General features: G+C 69.6%; 17 protein-coding genes. 14 read left to right on the top strand and 3 right to left on the bottom strand.

Annotation, left to right across the window (positions count from 1 at the left end):
* Window positions 1–17 precede the first annotated feature (17 nt).
* Together ACWEJ6_RS14035 and ACWEJ6_RS14030 are read left to right on the top strand one after the other, a co-directional pair.
* Window positions 18–602, top strand: a complete 585-nt coding sequence (locus ACWEJ6_RS14035) for a PadR family transcriptional regulator (RefSeq protein ID WP_352322949.1) — start codon at window positions 18–20, stop codon at window positions 600–602.
* Between the two features lie 13 nt (window positions 603–615).
* On the top strand, window positions 616–1695 hold the full coding sequence (locus ACWEJ6_RS14030; protein ID WP_452423846.1) for an inositol-3-phosphate synthase: 1080 nt from the start codon (window positions 616–618) through the stop codon (window positions 1693–1695).
* Window positions 1696–1721: 26 nt separating this feature from the next.
* Here the strand turns inward: ACWEJ6_RS14030 and idi are convergent, their stop codons facing one another.
* Complete coding sequence (gene idi, locus ACWEJ6_RS14025) at window positions 1722–2306, bottom strand: isopentenyl-diphosphate Delta-isomerase (RefSeq protein ID WP_452423843.1); 585 nt, start codon at window positions 2304–2306, stop codon at window positions 1722–1724.
* 95 nt (window positions 2307–2401) lie between these two features.
* Between idi and ACWEJ6_RS14020 the strand changes: the two genes are divergently transcribed.
* On the top strand, window positions 2402–3691 hold the full coding sequence (locus ACWEJ6_RS14020; RefSeq protein ID WP_452423841.1) for an MFS transporter: 1290 nt from the start codon (window positions 2402–2404) through the stop codon (window positions 3689–3691).
* Here ACWEJ6_RS14020 and ACWEJ6_RS14015 read toward each other — a convergent pair.
* Window positions 3671–5095: a CCA tRNA nucleotidyltransferase gene (locus ACWEJ6_RS14015; protein WP_387671775.1), complete on the bottom strand. Its 1425-nt coding sequence runs from the start codon at window positions 5093–5095 to the stop codon at window positions 3671–3673. The genes ACWEJ6_RS14020 and ACWEJ6_RS14015 overlap by 21 nt on opposite strands.
* Window positions 5096–5225: 130 nt before the next feature.
* Between ACWEJ6_RS14015 and ACWEJ6_RS14010 the strand changes: the two genes are divergently transcribed.
* The 8 genes from ACWEJ6_RS14010 (at window position 5226) to trxA (ending at window position 14148) form a co-directional block, all read left to right on the top strand.
* A complete protein-coding gene (locus ACWEJ6_RS14010; RefSeq protein WP_397155132.1) occupies window positions 5226–5750 on the top strand; it encodes a YbaK/EbsC family protein in 525 nt (174 codons plus the stop codon).
* A gap of 44 nt (window positions 5751–5794) precedes the next feature.
* Window positions 5795–7903 (top strand): DUF6049 family protein, encoded by a 2109-nt coding sequence (locus ACWEJ6_RS14005; protein ID WP_452423839.1) that lies wholly within the window; start codon window positions 5795–5797, stop codon window positions 7901–7903.
* Window positions 7900–9504 carry a murein biosynthesis integral membrane protein MurJ gene (gene murJ, locus ACWEJ6_RS14000; protein WP_452423837.1) on the top strand — a complete coding sequence of 535 codons (1605 nt, stop codon included), beginning with the start codon at window positions 7900–7902 and terminating at the stop codon, window positions 9502–9504. Before ACWEJ6_RS14005 ends, murJ begins: the two co-directional genes overlap by 4 nt.
* Before the next feature lie 230 nt (window positions 9505–9734).
* Complete coding sequence (locus ACWEJ6_RS13995; RefSeq protein ID WP_452423835.1) at window positions 9735–11252, top strand: protein kinase family protein; 1518 nt, start codon at window positions 9735–9737, stop codon at window positions 11250–11252.
* A gap of 16 nt (window positions 11253–11268) precedes the next feature.
* On the top strand, window positions 11269–11904 hold the full coding sequence (gene sigM / locus ACWEJ6_RS13990; RefSeq protein WP_352322958.1) for an RNA polymerase sigma factor SigM: 636 nt from the start codon (window positions 11269–11271) through the stop codon (window positions 11902–11904).
* Window positions 11894–12766, top strand: a complete 873-nt coding sequence (locus ACWEJ6_RS13985) for an anti-sigma factor family protein (RefSeq protein WP_452423832.1) — start codon at window positions 11894–11896, stop codon at window positions 12764–12766. Before sigM ends, ACWEJ6_RS13985 begins: the two co-directional genes overlap by 11 nt.
* Window positions 12767–12890: 124 nt before the next feature.
* Window positions 12891–13823 (top strand): thioredoxin-disulfide reductase, encoded by a 933-nt coding sequence (trxB, locus tag ACWEJ6_RS13980; protein WP_387671785.1) that lies wholly within the window; start codon window positions 12891–12893, stop codon window positions 13821–13823.
* A 10-nt stretch (window positions 13824–13833) separates the two neighbouring features.
* Entirely contained in the window at window positions 13834–14148 is a 315-nt protein-coding gene (trxA, locus tag ACWEJ6_RS13975) for a thioredoxin (RefSeq protein WP_352322961.1), read from the top strand.
* Between the two features lie 77 nt (window positions 14149–14225).
* Here the strand turns inward: trxA and ACWEJ6_RS13970 are convergent, their stop codons facing one another.
* Complete coding sequence (locus tag ACWEJ6_RS13970) at window positions 14226–14843, bottom strand: GNAT family N-acetyltransferase (protein ID WP_352322962.1); 618 nt, start codon at window positions 14841–14843, stop codon at window positions 14226–14228.
* A 176-nt stretch (window positions 14844–15019) separates the two neighbouring features.
* On the opposite strand from ACWEJ6_RS13970, the gene ACWEJ6_RS13965 reads away from it, so the two are divergent.
* From ACWEJ6_RS13965 to ACWEJ6_RS13955, 3 genes are all read left to right on the top strand, one after another.
* A complete protein-coding gene (locus ACWEJ6_RS13965; RefSeq protein ID WP_452423829.1) occupies window positions 15020–16345 on the top strand; it encodes an aminotransferase-like domain-containing protein in 1326 nt (441 codons plus the stop codon).
* 129 nt (window positions 16346–16474) lie between these two features.
* Window positions 16475–17431, top strand: a complete 957-nt coding sequence (locus tag ACWEJ6_RS13960) for a D-alanine--D-alanine ligase family protein (protein ID WP_452423827.1) — start codon at window positions 16475–16477, stop codon at window positions 17429–17431.
* A 1940-nt stretch (window positions 17432–19371) separates the two neighbouring features.
* Entirely contained in the window at window positions 19372–20418 is a 1047-nt protein-coding gene (locus ACWEJ6_RS13955; protein ID WP_452423825.1) for a threonine aldolase family protein, read from the top strand.
* The last annotated feature ends 404 nt before the right edge of the window (window positions 20419–20822 follow it).

The following is a 20822-nucleotide window of genomic DNA, read 5'->3' as shown; positions in this document are numbered from 1 at the left end:
GAGAGGGGGCGGTTCCAGTGGCCAGCGGACAAGGCAGAGTTCTGGAGCTAGCCGTGCTCGGGTCGCTGCACGAACAGCCGCTACACGGCTATGAGCTGCGCAAACGGCTCAACGCCCTGTTGGGCATGTTCCGTGCGTTCTCCTATGGATCGCTGTACCCCTGTCTGCGATCACTACTGGCCCAGGGCCTCATCGTGGAGGAGCAGCCCGCTCCCGCCACGATCGTCGGCGGCCGGTCGAAAATCGTCTACAAGCTCACCGCGGAGGGCAAGGAACGCCTCCAGGAGCTGCTGACCCAGGCGGGCCCGTCAGCCTGGGAGGACGAGAGCTTCGGTGTGCACTTCGCCTTCTTCAGGCACACGGAGGCCGAGGTGCGCCTGCGCATCCTCGAAGGCCGCCGCAGCCGCCTGGAGGAGCGCCTCGACAGCGTGCGCACGGCGCTGGCCCGTACCAGGGAGCGGCTCGACAGCTACACGCTGGAGCTGCAGCGCCATGGGCTCGAGTCGGTCGAACGCGAGGTGCGTTGGCTGAACGAGCTGATCGCCACGGAGCGGCGGGCCTCGGAAGGGCCCGAGAGAGATACCACGTCAACTGATGAGTAAGGGAGCGAGTGCGATGGGTTCGGTTCGCGTGGCCATTGTCGGCGTCGGCAACTGCGCGTCTTCGCTGGTCCAGGGCGTCCACTACTACAAGGATGCGGACCCGGCCGCACGAGTGCCGGGCCTGATGCACGTGAAATTCGGTGAGTACCACGTGGGTGACGTCGAGTTCGTCGCCGCCTTCGACGTGGACGCCAAGAAGGTCGGCCGCGACCTGTCCGAGGCGATCGTCGCCAGCGAGAACAACACCGTGAAGATCACCGATGTGCCGCCCACGGGGGTGACCGTGCTGCGCGGCCACACCTTCGACGGTCTGGGCGAGTTCTACCGCGAGATCATCGAGGAGTCCGACGAGGAACCCGTCGACGTGGTCAAGGTGCTCCGCGACAACCAGGTCGACGTGCTCGTGTCGTACCTGCCGGTGGGATCGGAGGAGGCCGACCGCTTCTACGCGCAGTGCGCCATCGACGCCAAGGTGGCGTTCGTCAACGCGCTGCCGGTCTTCATCGCCTCCGACCCCGAGTGGGCCGAGAAGTTCACCGAGGCCGGGGTGCCGATCGTCGGCGACGACATCAAGTCGCAGGTCGGCGCCACCATCACGCACCGCGTGCTGGCCAAGCTGTTCGAGGACCGCGGTGTCGAGCTGCTGCGCACGTACCAGCTCAACTTCGGCGGCAACATGGACTTCATGAACATGCTGGAGCGCAGCCGGCTCCAGTCGAAGAAGATCTCCAAGACGCAGTCGGTCACCTCGCAGATCCCGCACGAGATGGGCAAGGCCGACGTGCACATCGGCCCGTCGGACCACGTGCCGTGGCTCGACGACCGCAAGTGGGCGTACGTGCGCCTGGAGGGCCGCTCGTTCGGCGACACCCCGCTGAACCTGGAGTACAAGCTGGAGGTCTGGGACTCCCCCAACTCGGCCGGCATCATCATCGACGCCGTGCGCGCGGCCAAGATCGCTCTTGACCGGGGCATCGGCGGCCCGATCCTGTCGGCGTCGTCGTACTTCATGAAGTCGCCGCCGGAGCAGTACTCCGACGAGGAGGCCCGCGAGTACGTCGAGAAGTTCATCAGGGGCGAGGTCGAGCGCTGACCTGTGGGCCCCTCGCGGCCGCGGCTTCAGCCGCGCGCGGCGGGGGGCAGTTCGTCGTCGGAGGCGGGAGACCAGGTCATCGGGTCGGCGCCCAGCTCGCTGAGCAGCGGCACCTGTTCCCTGCACCACGGTGAGATCGCCAGCAGGCCGCTGCGCACGCCCTCGGCAAACTCCTTCCACGGCATCCAGCGCACCTCGCCCACCTCGTCGGGGTTGGGCGCCACCGGGGTGTCGACCGTGACGCGGTAGACCGGGCACAGCTCGTGCTCGACGATGCCGTTGCCCATGACGGCGCGGTAGGAGAAGCGGGGCAGCATGAGGTCGGCGCCGCCGGCATGCAGGCCCAGCTCGTAGGAGAGCCTGCGGATGACCGCCCGGCCGAGCGGCTCGCCCGGCAGCGGGTGGCCGCAGCAGCTGTTGGTCCAGACGCCGGGCCAGGTGAGCTTGTGGCTGGCCCGCCTGGTGAGCAGCACGCGGCCCTCGGGGTCGAAGACGTAGCTGGAGAAGGCTAGATGGAGCGGGGTCTCCCGGCCGTGCACCGACGTCTTGGGCGCGGTGCCGAGCGCGTGCCCCTCGCGGTCGACCAGCACAACGTGTTCCTCAGTGGTCACGCTTTGAAGCGTACGAGATCGCCATGCGCGTTCGGAACCCGCCCGGCCACCTCCGGCGCATCATATGCCGCGGTGCGCCCGGCTAGGCTGACGGGGTGTCATTCGTCGCCGATCTCCGCGTCGTCCTCCAAGGCCGTGACTTCCGACGGCTGTTCAGCACGCGGCTGGTCTCCCAGTTCTCCGACGGGATCTTCCAGTTCGGCGTCACGAACTTCGCCTTCTTCAGCCCCGAGAAGCAGACGACGGCCCTGGCGGTGGCCGCCGGCCTGGCCGTGCTGTTCCTGCCGTACAGCGTGCTCGGGCCGTTCGTCGGGGTGTTCATCGACCGGTGGTCGCGGCGGCAGATCCTGGTCATAGCGCCGTTCGTGCGCGGTGGACTGCTGCTGGTCGCGGCGGCGCTGGTCGCCTCCGACGCGCCCGATCCCGTCTTCTACGCGGCCGCGCTCGGCGTGCTCGGGGTCAACCGGTTCTTCCTGGCCGCGCTCGGCGCCTCGCTGCCGCACGTGGTGCCGTCCGACCGGCTGATGGCGGCCAACGCGGTGACGCCGACCTGCGGCACCGTGGTCACGTTCGTCGGCGCGGGCGTCGGGTTCCTGCTGCGCGAGGTGCTCGGCGACGGCGACCGGGGCATCGGGCTGCTGCTGGCCGTGTCCGGCGTGATGTTCGGGCTGAGCGCCCTGGTCGCCCGCACGATGGACCGCGCGCTGCTCGGCCCCTCCTACGACCCCGACCAGCCCCAGGCCCGCGAGGCCCTGCGGAACGTGGTCGTGGGCCTGGTCGACGGCGCCCGGCACCTGGCACGCCACCGCGAGGCAGCCGCCACCATGGGCGCGATGGCCGCCCACCGCTTCCTGTACGGCATGGCCACCGCCCTCGGCATCATCCTCTACCGCTACTACTTCACCGACGGCGACCCCGACGCCGCCCTGCGCGGGATCGGCCTGGTGGTGGCCGCCTCCGGCTTCGGCTACTTCCTCGCGGTGATCATCACCCCGTACGCGACCGAGCGGTTCGGCATCGGCACCTGGGTGGTCATCGCGCTGTCCTCGGCCGGCGTGCTGGCGGGCGCGCTGGTCCTGCCGTTCCAGACGTGGGGGCTGCCGGTGGCCGGCTTCGTGCTGGGCGTGGCCGGGCAGAGCGTCAAGATCTGCGCCGACACGACCGTCCAGCGCGACGTCGAGGACGCCTATCTCGGCCGTGCCTTCTCGCTCTACGACATGCTCTTCAACGGCATGTACGTGCTGGCCGCCGCGCTCTCGGCGGCGATCCTGCCGCCCAACGGCAAGTCGTACCTGGCCGTCGTGATCATCACGGTGGGCTACCCCCTTGCGGCGCTGGCCTACCGGATGGTCACGACGTCGTCGTCACGCTCCCAGGCCGTTTGACCGCGCCCAGTCGAGCAGCGCCTGGGTGGCCGCCTCCTTGCCGAGCACGCCCTTGTCCAGCCTGAGGTCGAGCAGGAACTTGTACGCCCGGCCCACCACGGGCCCGGGGCCCACGCCGAGCACGGCCTGGATCTCGTTGCCGTCGAGCTCGGGCCGGATCTTGGCCAGCTCCTCCTCCTCGGCGAGCCGGGCGATGCGCTCTTCGAGCTGGTCGTAGGTGCGCGACAGCGCCGCCGCCTTGCGCTTGTTGCGGGTGGTGCAGTCGGCCCTGGTCAGCTTGTGCAGCCGGCCGAGCAGGTGGCCGGCGTCGCGCACGTAGCGGCGCACGGCGCTGTCGGTCCACTCCCCCGTGCCGTAGCCGTGGAAGCGCAGGTGGAGCTCGACCAGCTGGGAGACGTCGGCCACGACGTCCTTGGGGAACCGCAGCTCGGTCATGCGCTTCTTGGTCATCTGCGCCCCGACGACCTCGTGGTGGTGGAACGACACCCGCCCGCCGGCCTCGTGGCGCCGGGTCTTGGGCTTGCCGATGTCGTGCATGATCGCGGCCCAGCGCAGGATCCGGTCGGGCTTGCCGTCCTCCTCCTGGGCGATGGCCTGGTCGAGGACGGTCAGGCTGTGCTCGTAGACGTCCTTGTGCCGGTGGTGCTCGTCGATCTCCAGGCGCAGCTTGGGCAGCTCGGGCAGCACGTGCGCGGCCAGGCCCGTCTCCACCAGCAGGCGCAGGCCCTCGCGCGGGTTGGCGCCGCAGAGCAGCTTGTCGAGCTCGTCGCGGATGCGCTCGGCCGAGACGATCTCGATGCGCTCGGCCATCGCGGTCATCGCCGCCAGGGCGGCCCGGTCGACGCCGAAGCCGAGCTGGGAGGCGAACCGGGCGGCCCTGAGCATGCGCAGCGGGTCGTCGGCGAACGAGCGCTCGGGGGTGCCGGGCGTGCGCAGCCGCTTGGCGCGCAGGTCGTCGAGGCCGCCATAGGGGTCGACGAACTCGTGGCCGGGCAGGCGCACCGCCATCGCGTTGACCGCGAAGTCGCGCCGCTCCAGGTCGGCCTCCAGCGTCTCGCCGTAGGCGACCTCGGGCTTGCGCGACTTGGGGTCGTAGGACTCGCTCCGGTACGTGGTGATCTCGATCAGCCAGTTGCCCTTGCGCAGGCCGACGGTGCCGAAGTCGATGCCGATCGTCCACACGGAGTCGGCCCAGTCCCTGACGACGTCGAGCACCCTGTGGGGGTTGGCGTCGGTGGTCAGGTCGAGGTCGTTGCCGACGCGGCCCAGCAGGATGTCGCGCACGGGGCCGCCGACGAGGGCCAGCTCGTGGCCGTGGTCGGCGAACAGGCGGCCGAGCTCGTCGGCCACCGGTGCGATCTTGCGGAACAGGTCGTGCATCGCCCGCTGCTGGCTTTCGGTCATTGTTGAGTCGGACAAACCCTGTCGGTCCTTCGATTCCGGAACATATCCCCCGAGCCACATCAGGTCCGGGTTACCTTCGGTCTGGGGACCGTCGGGGGCCATGGAACAGGGCGAGACGGAGGAGGACTTCATGAAGGACGCCCTCGCGATCCACCGCTGGCTCCTCGCACACCAGGTCCATCATGAGATCGTACGCCTTCCGCGCCCCATGACTTGCGCGGAGGAACTGCCGGAGACGGTCCGCGCGGAGCCCGGGCGGTGCGTCGTGGTCACCGTGTTCGACGTCGCCACCAGGATCGGCAGCGAGGTCGTCGTCGCCGTCGTCGCCACCGCGGCGAACCCGCCCCAGCCCGGCGTCGTCGGGGGCCTGCTGGGCGCCCGCCAGGTGCGGCCGGCGCCGGCCTTCCTGGTCAACTCGGCCACCGACTACACCGACGGGCTCGTCTGCCCGCTGCTGCTGCCGGAGTCGCTTCCGGTGCTCATCGACGACCGGCTCGTCGCCGACGACATGGCGGTCTTCACCGCCACCGGCGAACGGCACACCGCGCTCTGTCTTCGTGCGCTCGACCTGCTGAATCTCCTCACCGGCAAGACCGTCGACCTGCGTACGCCCCGACCACGGGGAACACGCGAGGCGGTCGCGCCGCGGCACTGAACCCGTACCATTGCGGGCGTGCGCCGTCGTACCCCAGCTCTGGCATGCGTGTGATCCGTAAGATCGCGCTGCTCGCCGTGATGTCCGTCGCGTCGCTCGCCCCCATGGTGGCGGCGGCGCCGAACTCTGCTGCCACGGTGGAGGCGGCGCGGGAGACGCTCTCGGTCTCCATCACGTCGATCACGCCACAGGTGACGCGCAGCCCGACCGACGAGATCAAGTTCACCGGCACGGTCCGCAACGACACCGGAACCGCGCTCGGCCCCCTCCGCGTACGCCTGCGCTACACCAGCGAGCGTTTCTACGACCGCGCCTCCATGGCGGCGTACCAGAGCGACCAGAACAACGCCACGCTGCCCGGAAACGTCTCCCGCACCTCGGCCATGGACATCCCGGCCCTGGCCGTCGGCGGGCAGGCCACCTGGACGTTCACGGCGACCCCGATCCAGCTGGGCTACCGCGCGTTCGGCGTCTACCGGATCGCCGTCGACGTCTCCCAGAACGAAGTGCCGATCTCGGCGCAGCGCACGTTCCTCACCTATGCCCCGCCCACCACGCCGAAGCTGCCGCGCAACAAGCTGGCCGTCGCCCTGCCCGTCATCGACCAGCCCCACCGGGGCTCCGACGAGACGTTGTTCGTCGACGACAAGCTGAGCCAGTCGCTCAGCGGCAAGGGCCGCCTGGCCGACCTGGCCCGCATCGCGCAGACGGCGCCGAAGAGCGTCACCTGGTTCGTCGAGCCGTCGCTGCTCGACGACCTGAAGGCGATGACCAAGGGCTACCACGTCAAGACCAAGAACGGCACAGAAGGCAAACCGGCCAACGACACCGCCGGCACCTGGCTGTCCACCATGAGCACGGCGCTGGCCTCCTCCCCCGTCATCGCCACCCCCTACGGCGACCCCGACGTGGCGGCGCTGGCCCACCAGGGGCTCGACGCGCAGCCCGGCCGGGCGATCGAGCTCGGCGGCCAGACCGCCCGGGCGCTGCTCAACCGCAACGCGCAGACCTCGATCAACTGGCCCCCGGCGGGCGTGCTCGACGCCGACGCGCTCGACCTGCTCTCGGTCAGCCCCGGCAAGGTCACCACCGTCCTGCTCAACTCCACCAACCTGCCGCCGCAGCCGCCCGTCGCCCACACGCCCGACGCCGTCGCCACCCTCGACAGCGTCGCCGGGCCGATCAAGGCGCTGGTCGCCGACGCCGAGCTGAGCCGGCTGTTCGAGCCGACCGCGCCCACGACGGTCCTGCTCAGCACGCAGCGCTTCATCGCCGAGACCGCGATGATCGCCGCCGAGGCCGGGCAGGTAGAGCCGCGGTCGCTGGTGGTCGCGCCGTCGCGCCGCTGGGACCCCAACCCGACGCTGGTCACCAGCCTGCTGAAGACCGCGGAGAAGCTGCCGTGGCTCTCGCTGACCAAACTCGACTCGATCAAGCCGAGCAAGACGGCCACGCCGCGGGCCGGGCTCACCTACACCGAGCAGGACCGCAAGGAGGAGCTGAGCGCCAAGTACCTGGCCCCCGTCAAGGAGGTCGCCACGCAGGCGCAGCTCACCGCCTCCGTCACCGCCTCCGTCGCCGGGACCAGGACGCCCTCGGCCTTCGACGCCGCGGTGCTCAGGCTCACCTCGTCGGCCTGGCGCAACAACACCCGCGCCGGCCGCGCGGTGACCAAGCTCGTCGGCACGGCCGTGGACGAGCGCATCGACAAGATCCAGATCACCGACGCGCCGCGCACTCTGGCCGGCAGCAACGGCGTGGTGCCCATCAGCGTGAAGAACTCGCTCGACAAGTCGGTCACCCTGCACATCGACGTCAAGTCCAACGACCGCGGGCGGCTGCAGATCCAGCCCGTGCCGCCGGAGCCGCTGGTGATCGGCGGCAACCAGAGCGGCACGCTGCAGGTGAAGATGAACGCCACCACCAGCGGCGACGCCACCGTCACCGTGCAGCTGCGCACGATCGACGGCCTGCCCTACGGCAAGCCGGAGCGACTGACCATCCGCACCACCGGCTACACCGGCATCGCCCTGGTCATCGTGGGCGCCGCGCTGACGGTGATGCTCGCCGCCGTCGTGACGCGGATCCTGCGCCGCCGGTCCGAGCGACGGCTCGCGCGAGCGGGCAAATCCCGGGAGAGTGAGACCGTATGAGCCGCATGCTGCGGGCCAGCGCCATCATGGCGGCGGGCACGATGGTGTCCAGGGTCACCGGGTTCGCCCGCACGATGGTGCTGGCCTACGCCATCGGCACCGCGGCGCTGGGCGACTCCTACAACGCGGCCTACGCGATCCCGTACAGCATTCTCGACCTGCTGCTGCTCGGCGTGCTGAGCAGCGTCGTGGTGCCGATGATCGTCCGGGCGCAGCAGCACGACCCCGACGGCGGCCGGGCCTACGAACAGCGGCTGCTGACGCTGGCCACCGCCGTGCTGGTCGTGGTGGCCGCGGTGGCCGTGCTGGGCGCGCCGCTGCTCATCGACCTCTACACCGACTGGGACCGCGGCAGCATCAAGTTCGAGACCGGGGTCATGCTGGCCCGGTTCATCCTGCCGCAGCTCGCCTTCTTCGGCATCGGCGCGGTCGCCGGCGCCATCCTGAACACCCGCGACCGCTACGGCGCTCCCATGTGGGCGCCGGTGCTCAACAACCTGGTCGTCATCTGCGTGTTCGCGGCCTACGCCGTGGTCGGCAGCGGGTCCGACATCGAGGCGGTCACCACCGGCGACCTCGCGCTGCTCGGTCTCGGCACCACGGCGGGCATCGTCGCCCAGGCGGTGGTGCTGATCGTCGCGCTCAAGCGGGTGGGGTTCTCGTTCGTGCCGCGCTTCGACGTGCGCAACGCCCGGCTGGGCGAGATGGGCAGGGCGGGGGTCTGGACCATCGGCTACGTGGTGGTCACCCAGCTCGGGTTCATGCTGACGACCAACCTGGCCAGCTCGGCGGGCAACGAGGTGGCCGGCCACGGCATCAGCCCGTACACGCTGGCGTTCCAGCTCTTCCAGCTTCCGTACGGGATCATCGGCGTGTCGGTGATCACGGCGATGCTGCCCCGGATGAGCCGGGCGGTGGGCGAGGGCCGGCTCGACGACGTGCGCAGCGAGTTCGGGTCGAGCGTGCGGCTCATCTGCTCCTTCATGGTGCCGGTCTCGCTGCTGCTGATGGTGCTCGGCCCGGCGATCACCGTGCCGATCTACGGCCACGGCGCCAACAGCGTCGCCGACGCCGTCTACATCGGGAACGTGTTGCAGGTCTACGGCCTGGCGCTGGTGCCGTTCGCGGTGTTCCAGCTCCTGCTGCGGGTGTTCTACAGCTTCGGCGACACCCGTACGCCGGTGTTCGTGGGGGCCGGCACGACCGCGGTCAACGCGCTGCTCATGGTGATCTTCTTCGTGCTGCTGCCCGCCCGCTACGCGGTGATGGGGCTGGCGCTGGCGTACGCCGTCGCGTACGGGCTGGGCGCGGTCCTGGCCTGGACGCTGGCCAGCCGCCGCGTCCAGGGCCTGGGCGGCTGGACCATCGGCACGGCGCTGACCAGGATGTACCTGGCCTCGCTGCCCACGGCCGTGCTGGGGCTGCTCACGGTCTGGGTGGTCACTCAGCTGTTCGGTGGTCTGGGTTTCGTCAACTCGCTGATTGTCCTGGCCGTGGGTGGTGGGCTGGGACTGTTGCTCTATCTCGCCGTCGCCCACAGGATGCGCATAGCGGAGGTCAACTCACTCGTTGGTATGGTCGCCAGACGCGTAGGTCGGTAGTAATTGGGAAATCCGGCATATGGACGGACTTGACCACGACGGCTGACGAGTTTCCCGTTGGCAAAGAACGCGGGCGGAATCGACTCGGCACTACCATGGTGCCCGACACGCGCGAATGGAAGCAGGAGGGGCGTGGGCGGATCCACCCGGCATAGCGTGCCTACGTGGGACACCACCACGCAGGTGAGTCGAGTCATGAGCACGCCCGATCGGCCTAGCGGAGAGAGCCTGTGAGCACGTCGGCCGTGGAACCCGGCACCCGACTGGCCGAGCGCTTCCGGCTGGAGGACCGCGTCAGCGAGTCCGACGGCGCGACCCTGTGGAAGGCGATCGACGAGATCCTCGCGCGCCCGGTGGCGGTGCACACGTTCGATCCCGACTTCCCGCGCGTGCACGAGGTCGTCACCGCCGCCCGCGCCGCGAGCCGGCTCACCGACCCGCGCCTGACGCAGGTGTTCGACGCCGGCGAGGACGACAAGCACTCCTACGTGGTCAGCGAGTGGGTCACCGGCGAGACGCTGACCGACCTGCTCGCCGCCGGCCCGCTGGAGCCCGACCGCGCGGCCGGCCTGGTGGCCGAGGCCGCCGAGGCGCTGGCGCACGCTCACGAGGCCAAGCTCTACCACCTGTGCCTGCGCCCGTCCCACCTGGTCTGGACGACGGGCAACACGGTCAAGGTGCTCGGCGTGGCCGTCGACGCCGCGCTGTCCGGGCTCACCACCGACCAGCCCGCCCTCGACGACGCCGAAGGGCTGGGCAGGCTGCTGTACGCCGGCCTGACCGGCCACTGGCCCGGCGACGAGGAGGAGGGCGGCCTGCCCGCCGCTCCCATGATCGACGGGCACTTCTGCTCGCCGCGGCAGGTCACCGCCGGCGTCCCGAACTACCTGGACACCGTCACGGTCCGCGCCTGCCTTCCCGAGTCGCGCAAGGGGCAGGGCGCGCTGTCGAGCCCGTCCGAGGTCGCCGAGGCGCTGGCCGACGTGGCCCGGCCCATGCCGATCGCCATTTCCTACCCCTCGACGCCGGCGGTCGCCTCCGCCTCGCACACCGAGGGCCTCGACGTCGCCCACCGGCAGCAGCGCACCATGCCGCCACCGCCGCCCGTGCCGCGCCGGCCGCCCAGCCAGAGCGGCGGCAGCGTGCTCAACCGGGTGCTGATGACGCTGGTGGTGCTGCTGGTCATCGCCGCCGTGGGCGTCGGCGCCTGGACGATCGGCCGCAGCCTCGGCAGCCCCGCCACCCCGGAGGCGTCGGTCAGCCCGACCACCGGCAAGTCCTCCGCCTCGGCCTCGGCCCAGGCCGTCAAGGCCGACAAGGCCAAGGGCTTCGACCCGCTCGGCGACGACGGCGACGAGAAGTCCGACATCGCCGAGCTGGCCATCGACGGCAAGCCCAGCACGGCCTGGACGACCCAGAGCTACGGCAACGCCGAGCTGGGAAACCTCAAGAAGGGCGTCGGCCTGCTGCTCGACATGGGCAAGTCCATGCAGATCAGCGACGTGGTGGCTACGCTGGGCAAGGCCGGCGGCGCGAGCGTCGAGCTGAAGGTCGGCGACTCCCCCGAGCTCGGCTCGCTCAAGACCGTGGCGACCGAGAAGAGCGCCTCGGGCAAGACCACCCTGACCCCCGACGACCCGGCAAGCGGTCGGTACGTTTTGATCTGGTTTACGCGCGTTCCGGCAGATGCGGGCCAGTTTCGTGGCACCATCTATGAAGTAGTGGTGCATTCTCCCGGATCGGCATAAATCAGGAATCTCTCTTGTGAACTCCCCACCCGAGACACCCTCACCAGCGGAGCGGCCGGCGATCACAGACGCCGAGCTGCTCACCGCGCACATCAACGGGGATCCACACGCGTTCAGCGAGATCGTCAAAAGGCACCGTGACCGCATGTGGGCGGTCGCGCTGCGTACTCTCGGTGACCCTGACGAGGCGGCGGACGCCGTTCAGGACGCGTTCGTCTCCGCATATCGCAAGGCCGCCTCGTTCCGAGGTGAGGCGGCCGTCACCACCTGGCTCCACCGCATCGTCGTCAACGCCTGCCTCGACCGGATGCGGCGCAAGTCCGTCCGTCCGGTGGCCGACGACGAACTGATCGAGGCCGCCGAGCGGGACAGCCCGCTCCCCGACCAGACCGTCGAGCGCGAGGTCTCGATGGAGGTTTCGGCCGCTCTGAAACTGCTGCCCGCCGACCAGCGGGCGGCTCTCGTGCTCGTGGACATGATGGGGTATTCCGTCGAAGACGCAGCTCAGGTGCTTCAGGTGCCCAGCGGCACCGTGAAGAGCAGATGCGCGCGGGGTCGCGCGAAACTTGCCCCAATTCTTTCGCATCTGCGGAACCGTTCGGACCTCAATCGCGTCTCATCCGCGAAGGGAGCAGAACTTCGTGACGGGTGATACGCACTACGATCTTGAGGTCCTGGCCGAGCTGGCAGAGGATCTCTTGGACGCCGCGACGGCACGCCGGGTCCGCGAGCATCTCGCGGTCTGCGACCCCTGTGGGGAGCTCCTGGCAGACCTGGCGGCGGTTCGCGAGGTGCTCGCGGCGACCCCAACACCGGCCATGCCGATGGGCGTCGCACTGCGCATCGACAAGGCGCTGGCCGCCGAGGCGGAGTCCCGCCGCGGGGGCGTCGACCTCGTGGAGGCACCGGACTGGGACAGGCTCATGCGGGACTCCCCGTGGGAGCAGCCGGCGGCGGAGACGCCCGAGCCGGTACGTCTCGGGGTGGTCTCCGACGACGGCACGATCGTCCCGGCCCGGACCAGGTCGGTACGGCGGCGCAGGTGGGCCATGCCCGCCGTGGCGGCGTCGGCGGCGGCCGCGGTGGTGGTCGGCACGCTGGCGGTCTCGGGCGGGTTGCTGGCCGGCGGGGACGGACCGGGCGGTTCGTCCGGGCCCACGGTGGCGCAGCCCGCGACGCCGTCGAAGCCTCATCTGCGGGCGAGGGCCTACGCGCTGACCGACAGCAACTACAACTACAGCGACCGGGAGCTGCGCCAGCCGCTGCTCGGGTACTTCGGCGCCGCTCCGGCCCTCGAAGGCCCCACGGACACCGCCAGGGTCGACCGATGCGTCGGCAAGGTGGCCGCCCGTTCGAAGCTGAAGACGTTCGCGGTCGACCAGGGCCAGTACAACGGCCAGGAGGCGCTGATCGTGGCCTCCTGGAAGGACCAGGCCGCCAAGAAGCTGCGCATCGACATCGTCGACCCGTTCAACTGCAAGAACCTGCGCAAGCCCACATTGGGCCGCTGGTAATCGAAAGCCCACGTCAGAGCCCGCTTCGGCGGGCTCTTTCGTTTTGCGGGCAGGGCCGGGAATCAGCGCGGCCTAGGATCTGTTGAGCCCGAAGCAAACAGCAGACGAGGAAGGCGTGGGAGCGTTGAGCGACGTTCGTAACGTGATCATCATTGGGTCGGGCCCTGCGGGCTACACCGCGGCCGTCTACTCCGCGCGCGCCGAACTCAAGCCGCTGGTCTTCGAGGGCTCCGTGACGGCGGGCGGTGCGCTCATGAACACCACCGACGTGGAGAACTTCCCCGGTTTCCCCGACGGCATCATGGGCCCCGACCTGATGGACAACCTGCGCAAGCAGGCCGAGCGCTTCGGCGCCGAGCTGGTGGCCGACGACGTGGTCGAGGTCGACCTGGAGGCCAACCCCAAGGTCGTCAAGACCCACACCGACACCTACTACGCCAAGTCGGTGATCCTGGCCATGGGCTCGGGCTACCGCGAGCTCGGCCTGGAGAACGAGAAGCGCCTGTCCGGCCACGGCGTGTCCTGGTGCGCCACCTGCGACGGCTTCTTCTTCCGCAACAAGGACATCGTGGTCGTGGGCGGCGGCGACACCGCCATGGAGGAGGCGACGTTCCTGACCCGGTTCGGGCGCATGGTGACGGTCGTCCACCGCCGTGACGAGCTGCGCGCCAGCAAGATCATGCAGGAGCGCGCGTTCGCCAACGAGAAGATCCGGTTCGTCTGGGACTCCGAGGTCGTCGACGTGCTCGGCGACACCAAGGTCGAGGCGGTCAAGCTGCGCAACGTCAAGACCGGCGAGGAGTGCGAGCTGGCGACCGACGCGCTGTTCCTGGCCATCGGTCACGACCCGCGCACCGACCTGGTCAAGGGCCAGGTCGAGCTCGACGACGACGGGTACATCAAGGTCGCCTCGCCGTCGACCGCCACCAACATCGACGGCGTGTTCGCGGCCGGCGACGTCGTCGACCACACCTACCGCCAGGCCATCACCGCGGCCGGCACCGGCTGTGCCGCCTCGCTCGACTCCGAGCGCTGGCTGGCCAACAACGAGAAGTAAGGAGCGCACCGTGAAGGCAGTTACCGACGCCACGTTCGAGACCGAGGTCCTCAAGAGCGACAAGCCCGTGCTGGTCGACTTCTGGGCCGAGTGGTGCGGCCCGTGCCGTCAGGTCGCGCCCATCCTGCAGGAGATCGCGAACGAGCACGGCGACAAGCTTGAGATCGTCAAGCTGAACATCGACGAGAACCCCGAGGTTCCCCGCCAGTACGGCGTGCTCCAGATCCCCACGATGAACGTCTACAAGGGGGGCGAGGTCGTGAAGCAGATCATCGGCGCCAAGCCGAAGGCCATGCTGCTGCGCGAGCTCGACGGCATCATCTAGTCGCCCTCATGTGAGAGCCCCCTGCGGCGGTGCCCGCGGGGGGCTTCCGTTTGCCCTTCTTCGGCCCCCAAGAGCCGTCAGACGGGACGAAGGGCGCGCTCCGGGCTCATGGACCCCAGAAGGCGTTCGAGGGCCACCTCGACGTCCTCACGCCACGAGATGGCGCTCTTCAGCTCCAAACGCAGCCGCGGAAACCGCAAATGCGGTCGAACCGTCTTAAAACCCACAGAAAGCAAGTATTCAGCAGGAACTACACAACTAGGCTCTTCCCACTTCAGGTCGCCGAACGCCTCGATGGCTTTCACCCCGCGCCGGGTCAGATCCTTCGCCACGCCCTGGATCAGCATCCGGCCCAGCCCGCCGCCCGAGAACTCGGGGATGATGTGGGCCGTCATCAGCAGCACCGCGTCGGCGCTCACCGGCGAGGTGGGGAAGGCCAGCGAACGCGGGCTGTAGAGCGGCGGGCTGTAGAGGACGAACCCGGCCGGAACCCCGTCGACGTAGACGATTTTCCCGCAGCTCCCCCATTCCAGCAGCGTGCCGGAGATCCAGGCCTCCTTCTCCAGCCCGGAGTCGCCGGAATGGATGGCACGCTCGCCGCTGACGGGATCGAGCTCCCAGAACACGCACCGCCGGCAGCGGCGTGGCAGATCTTCGAGATTGTCCAGGGTTATGTTGACCAGCCGGCGCGACAACTACGGCCCCTATCGTCGACCCAGAAAAGCGCGCGAAAACCGCGTCCGTTGGTGGCATGGTAGCTCAGTGAAGATGCAGCCAGCGGATACCACGACGGTCGAGCCCGGTCACGAAGGACATGTCCGACTGGCGTAATCTGGTATTTCGGTCCGATATGACACCTAGGAGGTGGGCCGTGACGGAAGAGCTGGATCACGGTCAGACACCCGCGACCCAAGGGTCGCGCATCGACGCCTACGTCGACCGGTATGCCGCGCGAGCTACCGGGATGGTCGCCTCCGAGATCCGAGCTCTCTTCGCCGTCGCGTCGAGACCCGAGGTGGTCTCGCTCGCCGGCGGCATGCCGTACGTCACGGCGCTCCCCCTCGACATGGTCGGCGAGCTGGTCTCCGACCTGGTCACCACGCGCGGCACGGTCGCGCTGCAGTACGGTTCCGGCCAGGGCGACCCGCACCTGCGCGAGCAGATCTGCGACGTCATGCGGCTGGAGGGGATCGAGGCCGGGGCGAACGACGTCGTCGTCACCGTCGGTTCACAGCAGGCGCTCGACCTGATCACCCGGATCTTCATCGACCCGGGCGACGTCGTGCTCGCCGAAGGCCCCTCGTACGTCGGGGCCCTGGGGACGTTCTCCGCCTACCAGGCCAAAGTGGTCCACATTGCCATGGATGATCAGGGCATCGTGCCCGAATCGCTGGCGCAGACCATCTACGCGCTGGAGACCGCCGGAGCTCCCGTCAAGTTCCTCTACACGATCCCGACCTTCCAGAACCCGGCCGGCGTCACGCTCAACCTGGCCAGGCGGCAGCAGGTGCTCGACATCTGCCAGCGTGCCGGCATCCTCATCATCGAGGACAACCCGTACGGGCTGCTCGGCTTCGACGGCGAGCCCATGCGCGCCCTGCGTGCCGACAACCCCGACGGCGTGGTCTACCTGGGGTCGTTCTCCAAGACGCTCGCCCCCGGCTTCCGCGTCGGCTGGGCGCTCGCGCCGCACGCCATCCGCGACAAGCTGATCCTGGCCATGGAGTCGGCCGTGCTGTCGCACTCGGTGTTCACGCAGCTCGCCGTGGGCCAGTTCCTGGCCACGCAGCCGTGGCGGGAGCAGATCAAGTCCTTCAAGGAGCTCTACCGCGAGCGGCGCGACTCCATGCTGGACTCCCTGGAGGCCCTGATGCCGCCCGAGGTCACCTGGACCCGGCCGGCCGGCGGCTTCTTCGTCTGGGCGACCCTGCCCGAAGGGCTCGACTCCAAGGCGATCCTGCCGCGGGCCGTGGCCGAGCGGGTGGCGTTCGTGCCCGGCACCGGGTTCTTCTCCGACGGCAGCGGCGCCCGGCACATGCGACTGTCCTACTGCTTCCCCGAGCCCGACCGCATCCGCGAAGGCGTCCGGCGCCTGTCCGGGGTGATCGAGCAGGAGATGCAGCTCCGGGACATGTTCGGCACCGGCTCCGGTCCCGAGCGGGCCGGCGTTGACACGCCGGGGCCCGAACTGGCCTAGCTTTCCTCGGTACGGCCGGCGCTCCCCGGGGACGGGGACGCCGGCCGTACTCGTGTGCGGGCCTCACCTACACCATTCGCCGCCAGCCGCCGGTACGGTTGGACGCGTACGATCAGCGGAGGAGATGTGATGAGCGATCTGGGCCACGTGCTCGTGCTGGCCGGGGGCCTCTCCTATGAGCGGGAGGTGTCCCTGCGCTCCGGCCGCCGGGTGAGCGAGGTGCTGCGCGCCACGGGCATCGACGTGGAGGCCCGCGACACCGACGCCTCCCTCGTGCCCGCCATCCTCGCCGACCCGCCCGAGGCGGTGTTCGTCACCCTCCACGGCGGCGCGGGCGAGGACGGCGCGATCCGTTCCGTGCTCGAACTCCTCGACGTGCCCTACGTCGGCGCCGGCCCCGACGCCTGCCGCGTGGCCTTCGACAAGCCCACCGCCAAGGCCGTCGTGCGCTCGGTCGGCCTGCGCACCCCCGAGTCCGTCACCCTCCCCAGGGAGACCTTCCACGACCTCGGCGCCACCGTCGTGCTCGGCCGCATCATCGACCGGCTCGGCCTTCCCCTGTTCGTCAAGCCCGCCCGCGGCGGCTCGGCGCTCGGCGCGTCCATCGTCCGCACGGCCGAAGAGCTGCCCGCCGCCATGGTCGGCTGCTTCGCCTACGGCGACACCGCCCTCATCGAGCGGTACGTCGAGGGCGTCGAGGTGTCGGTCTCGGTCGTCGACCTCGGCGAGGGGCCGGTGGCGCTGCCGGCCGTGGAGATCGTCCCCGACGCCGGCGTCTACGACTACGCCGCCCGATACACCGCCGGGCACACCGAGTTCTTCGCCCCCGCCCGCCTCTCCGCGGCCGCCGCCGAAGCCTGCGCCCGGATGGCCGTGACGGCGCACACGGCGTTGGGGCTGCGGGACATCTCCCGCACCGACCTGATCGTGGACGTGTCCGACGACCCGCACTTCCTTGAGGTGAACGTGGCGCCGGGGATGACGGAGACGTCGCTGCTGCCGATGGCGGCGGAGGCAGCGGGGCGCGACCTCGGCGACCTCTGCCGCACCCTCCTCCAAAACGCCGCCCACCGCCCCCGCCCCTAACCCTTTCCTGACCCGCTCCTCCTACGGCGGCTGTTCTCCTCCGCCGCCGCGGCAACCGTTCTTCTCCGCCGCACGGCTGCTGTTCTCCTCAGCCGTGCGGCTGCTGTTCTTCTCAGCCGTGCGGCTGCTGCCTTCTTGTCGTGCCGCGGGGGCCACCCGTTGCCCGCGGCCCGACAGCCCCCTTGGCCCGTCAGGCGATGACCGCTCCCGTCTTCGCACGACGGCTGCTCCCTCGCCCCTTGTGCGACGGCCTCCCCTCGTCTACCAGGCGACCACCGCTCTCTGGTCCCCCGCGCGGCGCCTCCCGTGATCCGCCGCACGACAACTCTCTTCGTCCGTCAGTCGACCACCGCTCGCGTGCACCGCATGATGCTGCTCCTGCCCCCCGCTCGGCGCCTCCCCTCGCCCGCCGCACGACAGCGCGCCTGGCCGCCGGGCAACCACCGTTCTCGTTCCCGCACGGCTGGTGCTACTGCCCTTCGTGCGGCGCCTCACCTTGCCCGCCGCACGACAGCTCCCCCTGACCGCCGGGCAACCACCGCTCCCGCCCTCCGGCGCGGCTGCTGCCTCTGTTTCCCTTGCGGCTCCTACCGCCATCCGCCGTACGACAGCCCTCCTTGGCCGCCTGGCCATGACCGCTTTCGTCCGTGGTGCGACGGCTCTCCTGTACTCAGGCGATGACCACTCTTCCTGTCACGCGGCTGCTGCTGCCTTCTCCACGCGGCCAGCCCACCTCTTCCCCTGCAGCGGCCGCTCCTCCACCCCTTAGCACGGCAGCTCCTTCACTTCCCCGCGTGAGCCCTCCACCTTCCCGTCTCTCGCTCCGAATCCGGCCCTGATTCCTCGTCTCTCCTCTCCGCTCCTGTCTCCATCTCTTGCTTGAGACGAGCTCTTATCTCCTCACCCGCCCACCTTCGAAGTCGGCCTCTCCCCTCCCTTCCAGGGATGCCTTCGGCAGCGCGTCACCCGCCTCTGCACCGGAGCCCTGTAACCAACGCCTTTCCTGGGCGCGTCTTCTGAACGCGCTCCTCCCACGCCGCCTCGCTCCCCGTCTCCCGTCGCACTCCCCTGACCGCTGCTCGCCACCGCGCCCTCAGCCGCCCGCGTCTGAGCACCTCGCCCATCGCACGTCCTTCAGCGCGCCTCTCCTGGGCGCCTGTCACTAACTACCTTCACCGCACTTCTCTCAAGACGTCTCCCCCACGGCGCGTCACCGCTTCTCTCGCGGTAGGAATCTCCTCCACGCCGCTCATGACGCGCCGCTCCCTGCCCGTCCATCAGTGACCGTCTTTCGGCGCACCCCTCAAGACCTCCACCCCCAGCACGCCACCGCTTCCCTCAGGGCGCCTGCCTGCTGGTCGCTGGTCATCAGCGCTGCCCCCAAACTGTCCGTCGCCGAGCGACTCCCGCTGACACCTCGCCGCGCATCCACTTCAGGACGCTCTCCTCGCCCACCCCCTCGTCCAGGGCTCTTCAGCGTGTGTCTCTCCACCCCCTGCTGGCACCTGTGTCGACGTTTCCCGTCTCGCGCGCCGGACTTGAAGGCCTGCTTCCCCTGTGCTCTGCTACACCGGAGCCGCATGCCTCGGCGCCACCGCTCTTTCCTCCCTCCCCACAGGCCACCCCCACTCCCCGACGGGGCGGCCCCGCCTTCCTTTCGATGCCTCGACTGGTTGCAGCCGCTAACTCATGGACAGCAGCTGTGGATCCTTTGGCGGACACCGTCGACCTCCCCGGCGTGCCAACCGCCGCCATGTCGCACAGGCGGCCGGTTGAACCCGCACTGCGCCAGAACCCCTGACAACGGCCACCGGATGAAGCATCAGCGCGACGCCGACGGGAGACATCACCGCCAACGACTCACGAGGTATCCGCGAGAACCACCCCGGCGGCCCCGCCCCTCACAGCCTCCGCCCAAGCGCCTTGCATAGCCTTACGGTGTGCCGATCAATCCCGCCCACCCGAAGAGCTTCGCCAGCGACAACCACGCCGGCGTGCACCCAGACATCCTCAACGCCATGACCGCCGCCAACCAGGGAGACGCCCCCGCCTACGGCGATGACACCTGGACCTCGACCTTCGAGCACAAAATCAAGGAAACGTTCGGCCCCGGAGCGGAAGGCTTCGCCGTACTCAACGGGGCCGGCGCCAACATGGTCGGCCTGGCTCTCATGCTCGGCCGCTACGACGCCGTCCTCTGCGCCGACACCGCCCACATCGCCACCCACGAAACGGGCGCTGCGGAACGCCTCCTGGGCGTGAAGCTCCGAACCATCCCCACCCCTCAGGGCAAGCTCCACCCGGATGACATCAAGGCCCATCTCCATCTCATCGGCCAGCACCACGAGCCTCAACCGACGGTCGTCTCCATCTCCCAGGTGACCGAGTTGGGCACCTGCTACTCCCCCGCCGAGATCGCCGCCCTGGCCGAAACGGCCCACGCCTCCGGCCTACGCCTCCACGTGGACGGCGCCCGCCTCGCCAACGCCGCCGCCCACCTGGACTGCTCCCTGAAAGCCATCACCACGGACGTAGGCGTGGACGTCTTCAGCTTCGGCGGCACCAAGAACGGCGCCATGGCCGCCGAAGCGGTGGTCGTCCTGGACCCGTCCCTGACGGACGCGGTCCCCTACCTTCGCCGCCAGTCGCTGCAGCTGGCCTCCAAGATGCGCTTCGTCTCAGCCCAGCTTTCCGCTCTCCTGACCGACGACCTCTGGCACCGCAATGCGTCCCACGCCAACCAGATGGCACTTCGTCTGGCGGACGGCCTCGCGGACGTCCCCGGCGTCACCCCCGCCTACCCCGTGGAGTCCAACGCCGTCTTCGCCACCCTCCCCCACGCGATCTCTGAATCCCTCCTGCAGAACTACCTCTTCCACTACTGGGACGAGATCGCCGGCACGGTCCGCTGGATGACCGCCTTCGACACCACCGAAGAACACGTGGACGACTTCCTGGCCGCCCTCCACAAGGCAGCCACCCCCTAGCCCTTCTCGGACACCGTTTCACGTGAAACACCGCCACCCGCCACGCTCCCCCGGCCGGAATCCCCCAGGCGTTTCACGTGAAACACGTTTACTCACCAATCCAGAACGGATGCCTAGGGCGTGGGACGTGAAGGGCCGCCCCCCGAGGCCCGACCCGAGAAGAGGTCGAGGCTGGACAGAACCCGCCAGGCGCGACCCCAGCCACGGGACTTCGACGCGAACGAAGCTGCCGAGCAATCACCACACAGCACTGAGCGAGCTACGCAAGAGCCGGGCAACCCAAGAAGCCGAAGAACCGAGCCGGCGGGACGAACCGAGAAGCCGGGGAGCCGCGCGAGCCGGGGAGCCGCGCGAGCCGGGGAGCCGCGCGAGCCGGGGAGCCGCGCGAGCCGGGGAGCCGCGCG

The organism is Nonomuraea sp. NPDC004702, from assembly GCF_053601695.1.
This window is presented reverse-complemented; position numbering and strand designations above follow the sequence as displayed.

Coding starts and splice junctions, on each gene's coding strand:
- murJ (WP_452423837.1), top strand. CDS start 7,900: ATGAGCCGCATGCTGCGGGCCAGCGCCATCATGGCGGCGGGCACGATG.
- ACWEJ6_RS14015 (WP_387671775.1), bottom strand. CDS start 5,095: ATGACCGAAAGCCAGCAGCGGGCGATGCACGACCTGTTCCGCAAGATC.
- ACWEJ6_RS14010 (WP_397155132.1), top strand. CDS start 5,226: ATGAAGGACGCCCTCGCGATCCACCGCTGGCTCCTCGCACACCAGGTC.
- ACWEJ6_RS14005 (WP_452423839.1), top strand. CDS start 5,795: ATGCGTGTGATCCGTAAGATCGCGCTGCTCGCCGTGATGTCCGTCGCG.
- ACWEJ6_RS14030 (WP_452423846.1), top strand. CDS start 616: ATGGGTTCGGTTCGCGTGGCCATTGTCGGCGTCGGCAACTGCGCGTCT.
- ACWEJ6_RS13960 (WP_452423827.1), top strand. CDS start 16,475: ATGAGCGATCTGGGCCACGTGCTCGTGCTGGCCGGGGGCCTCTCCTAT.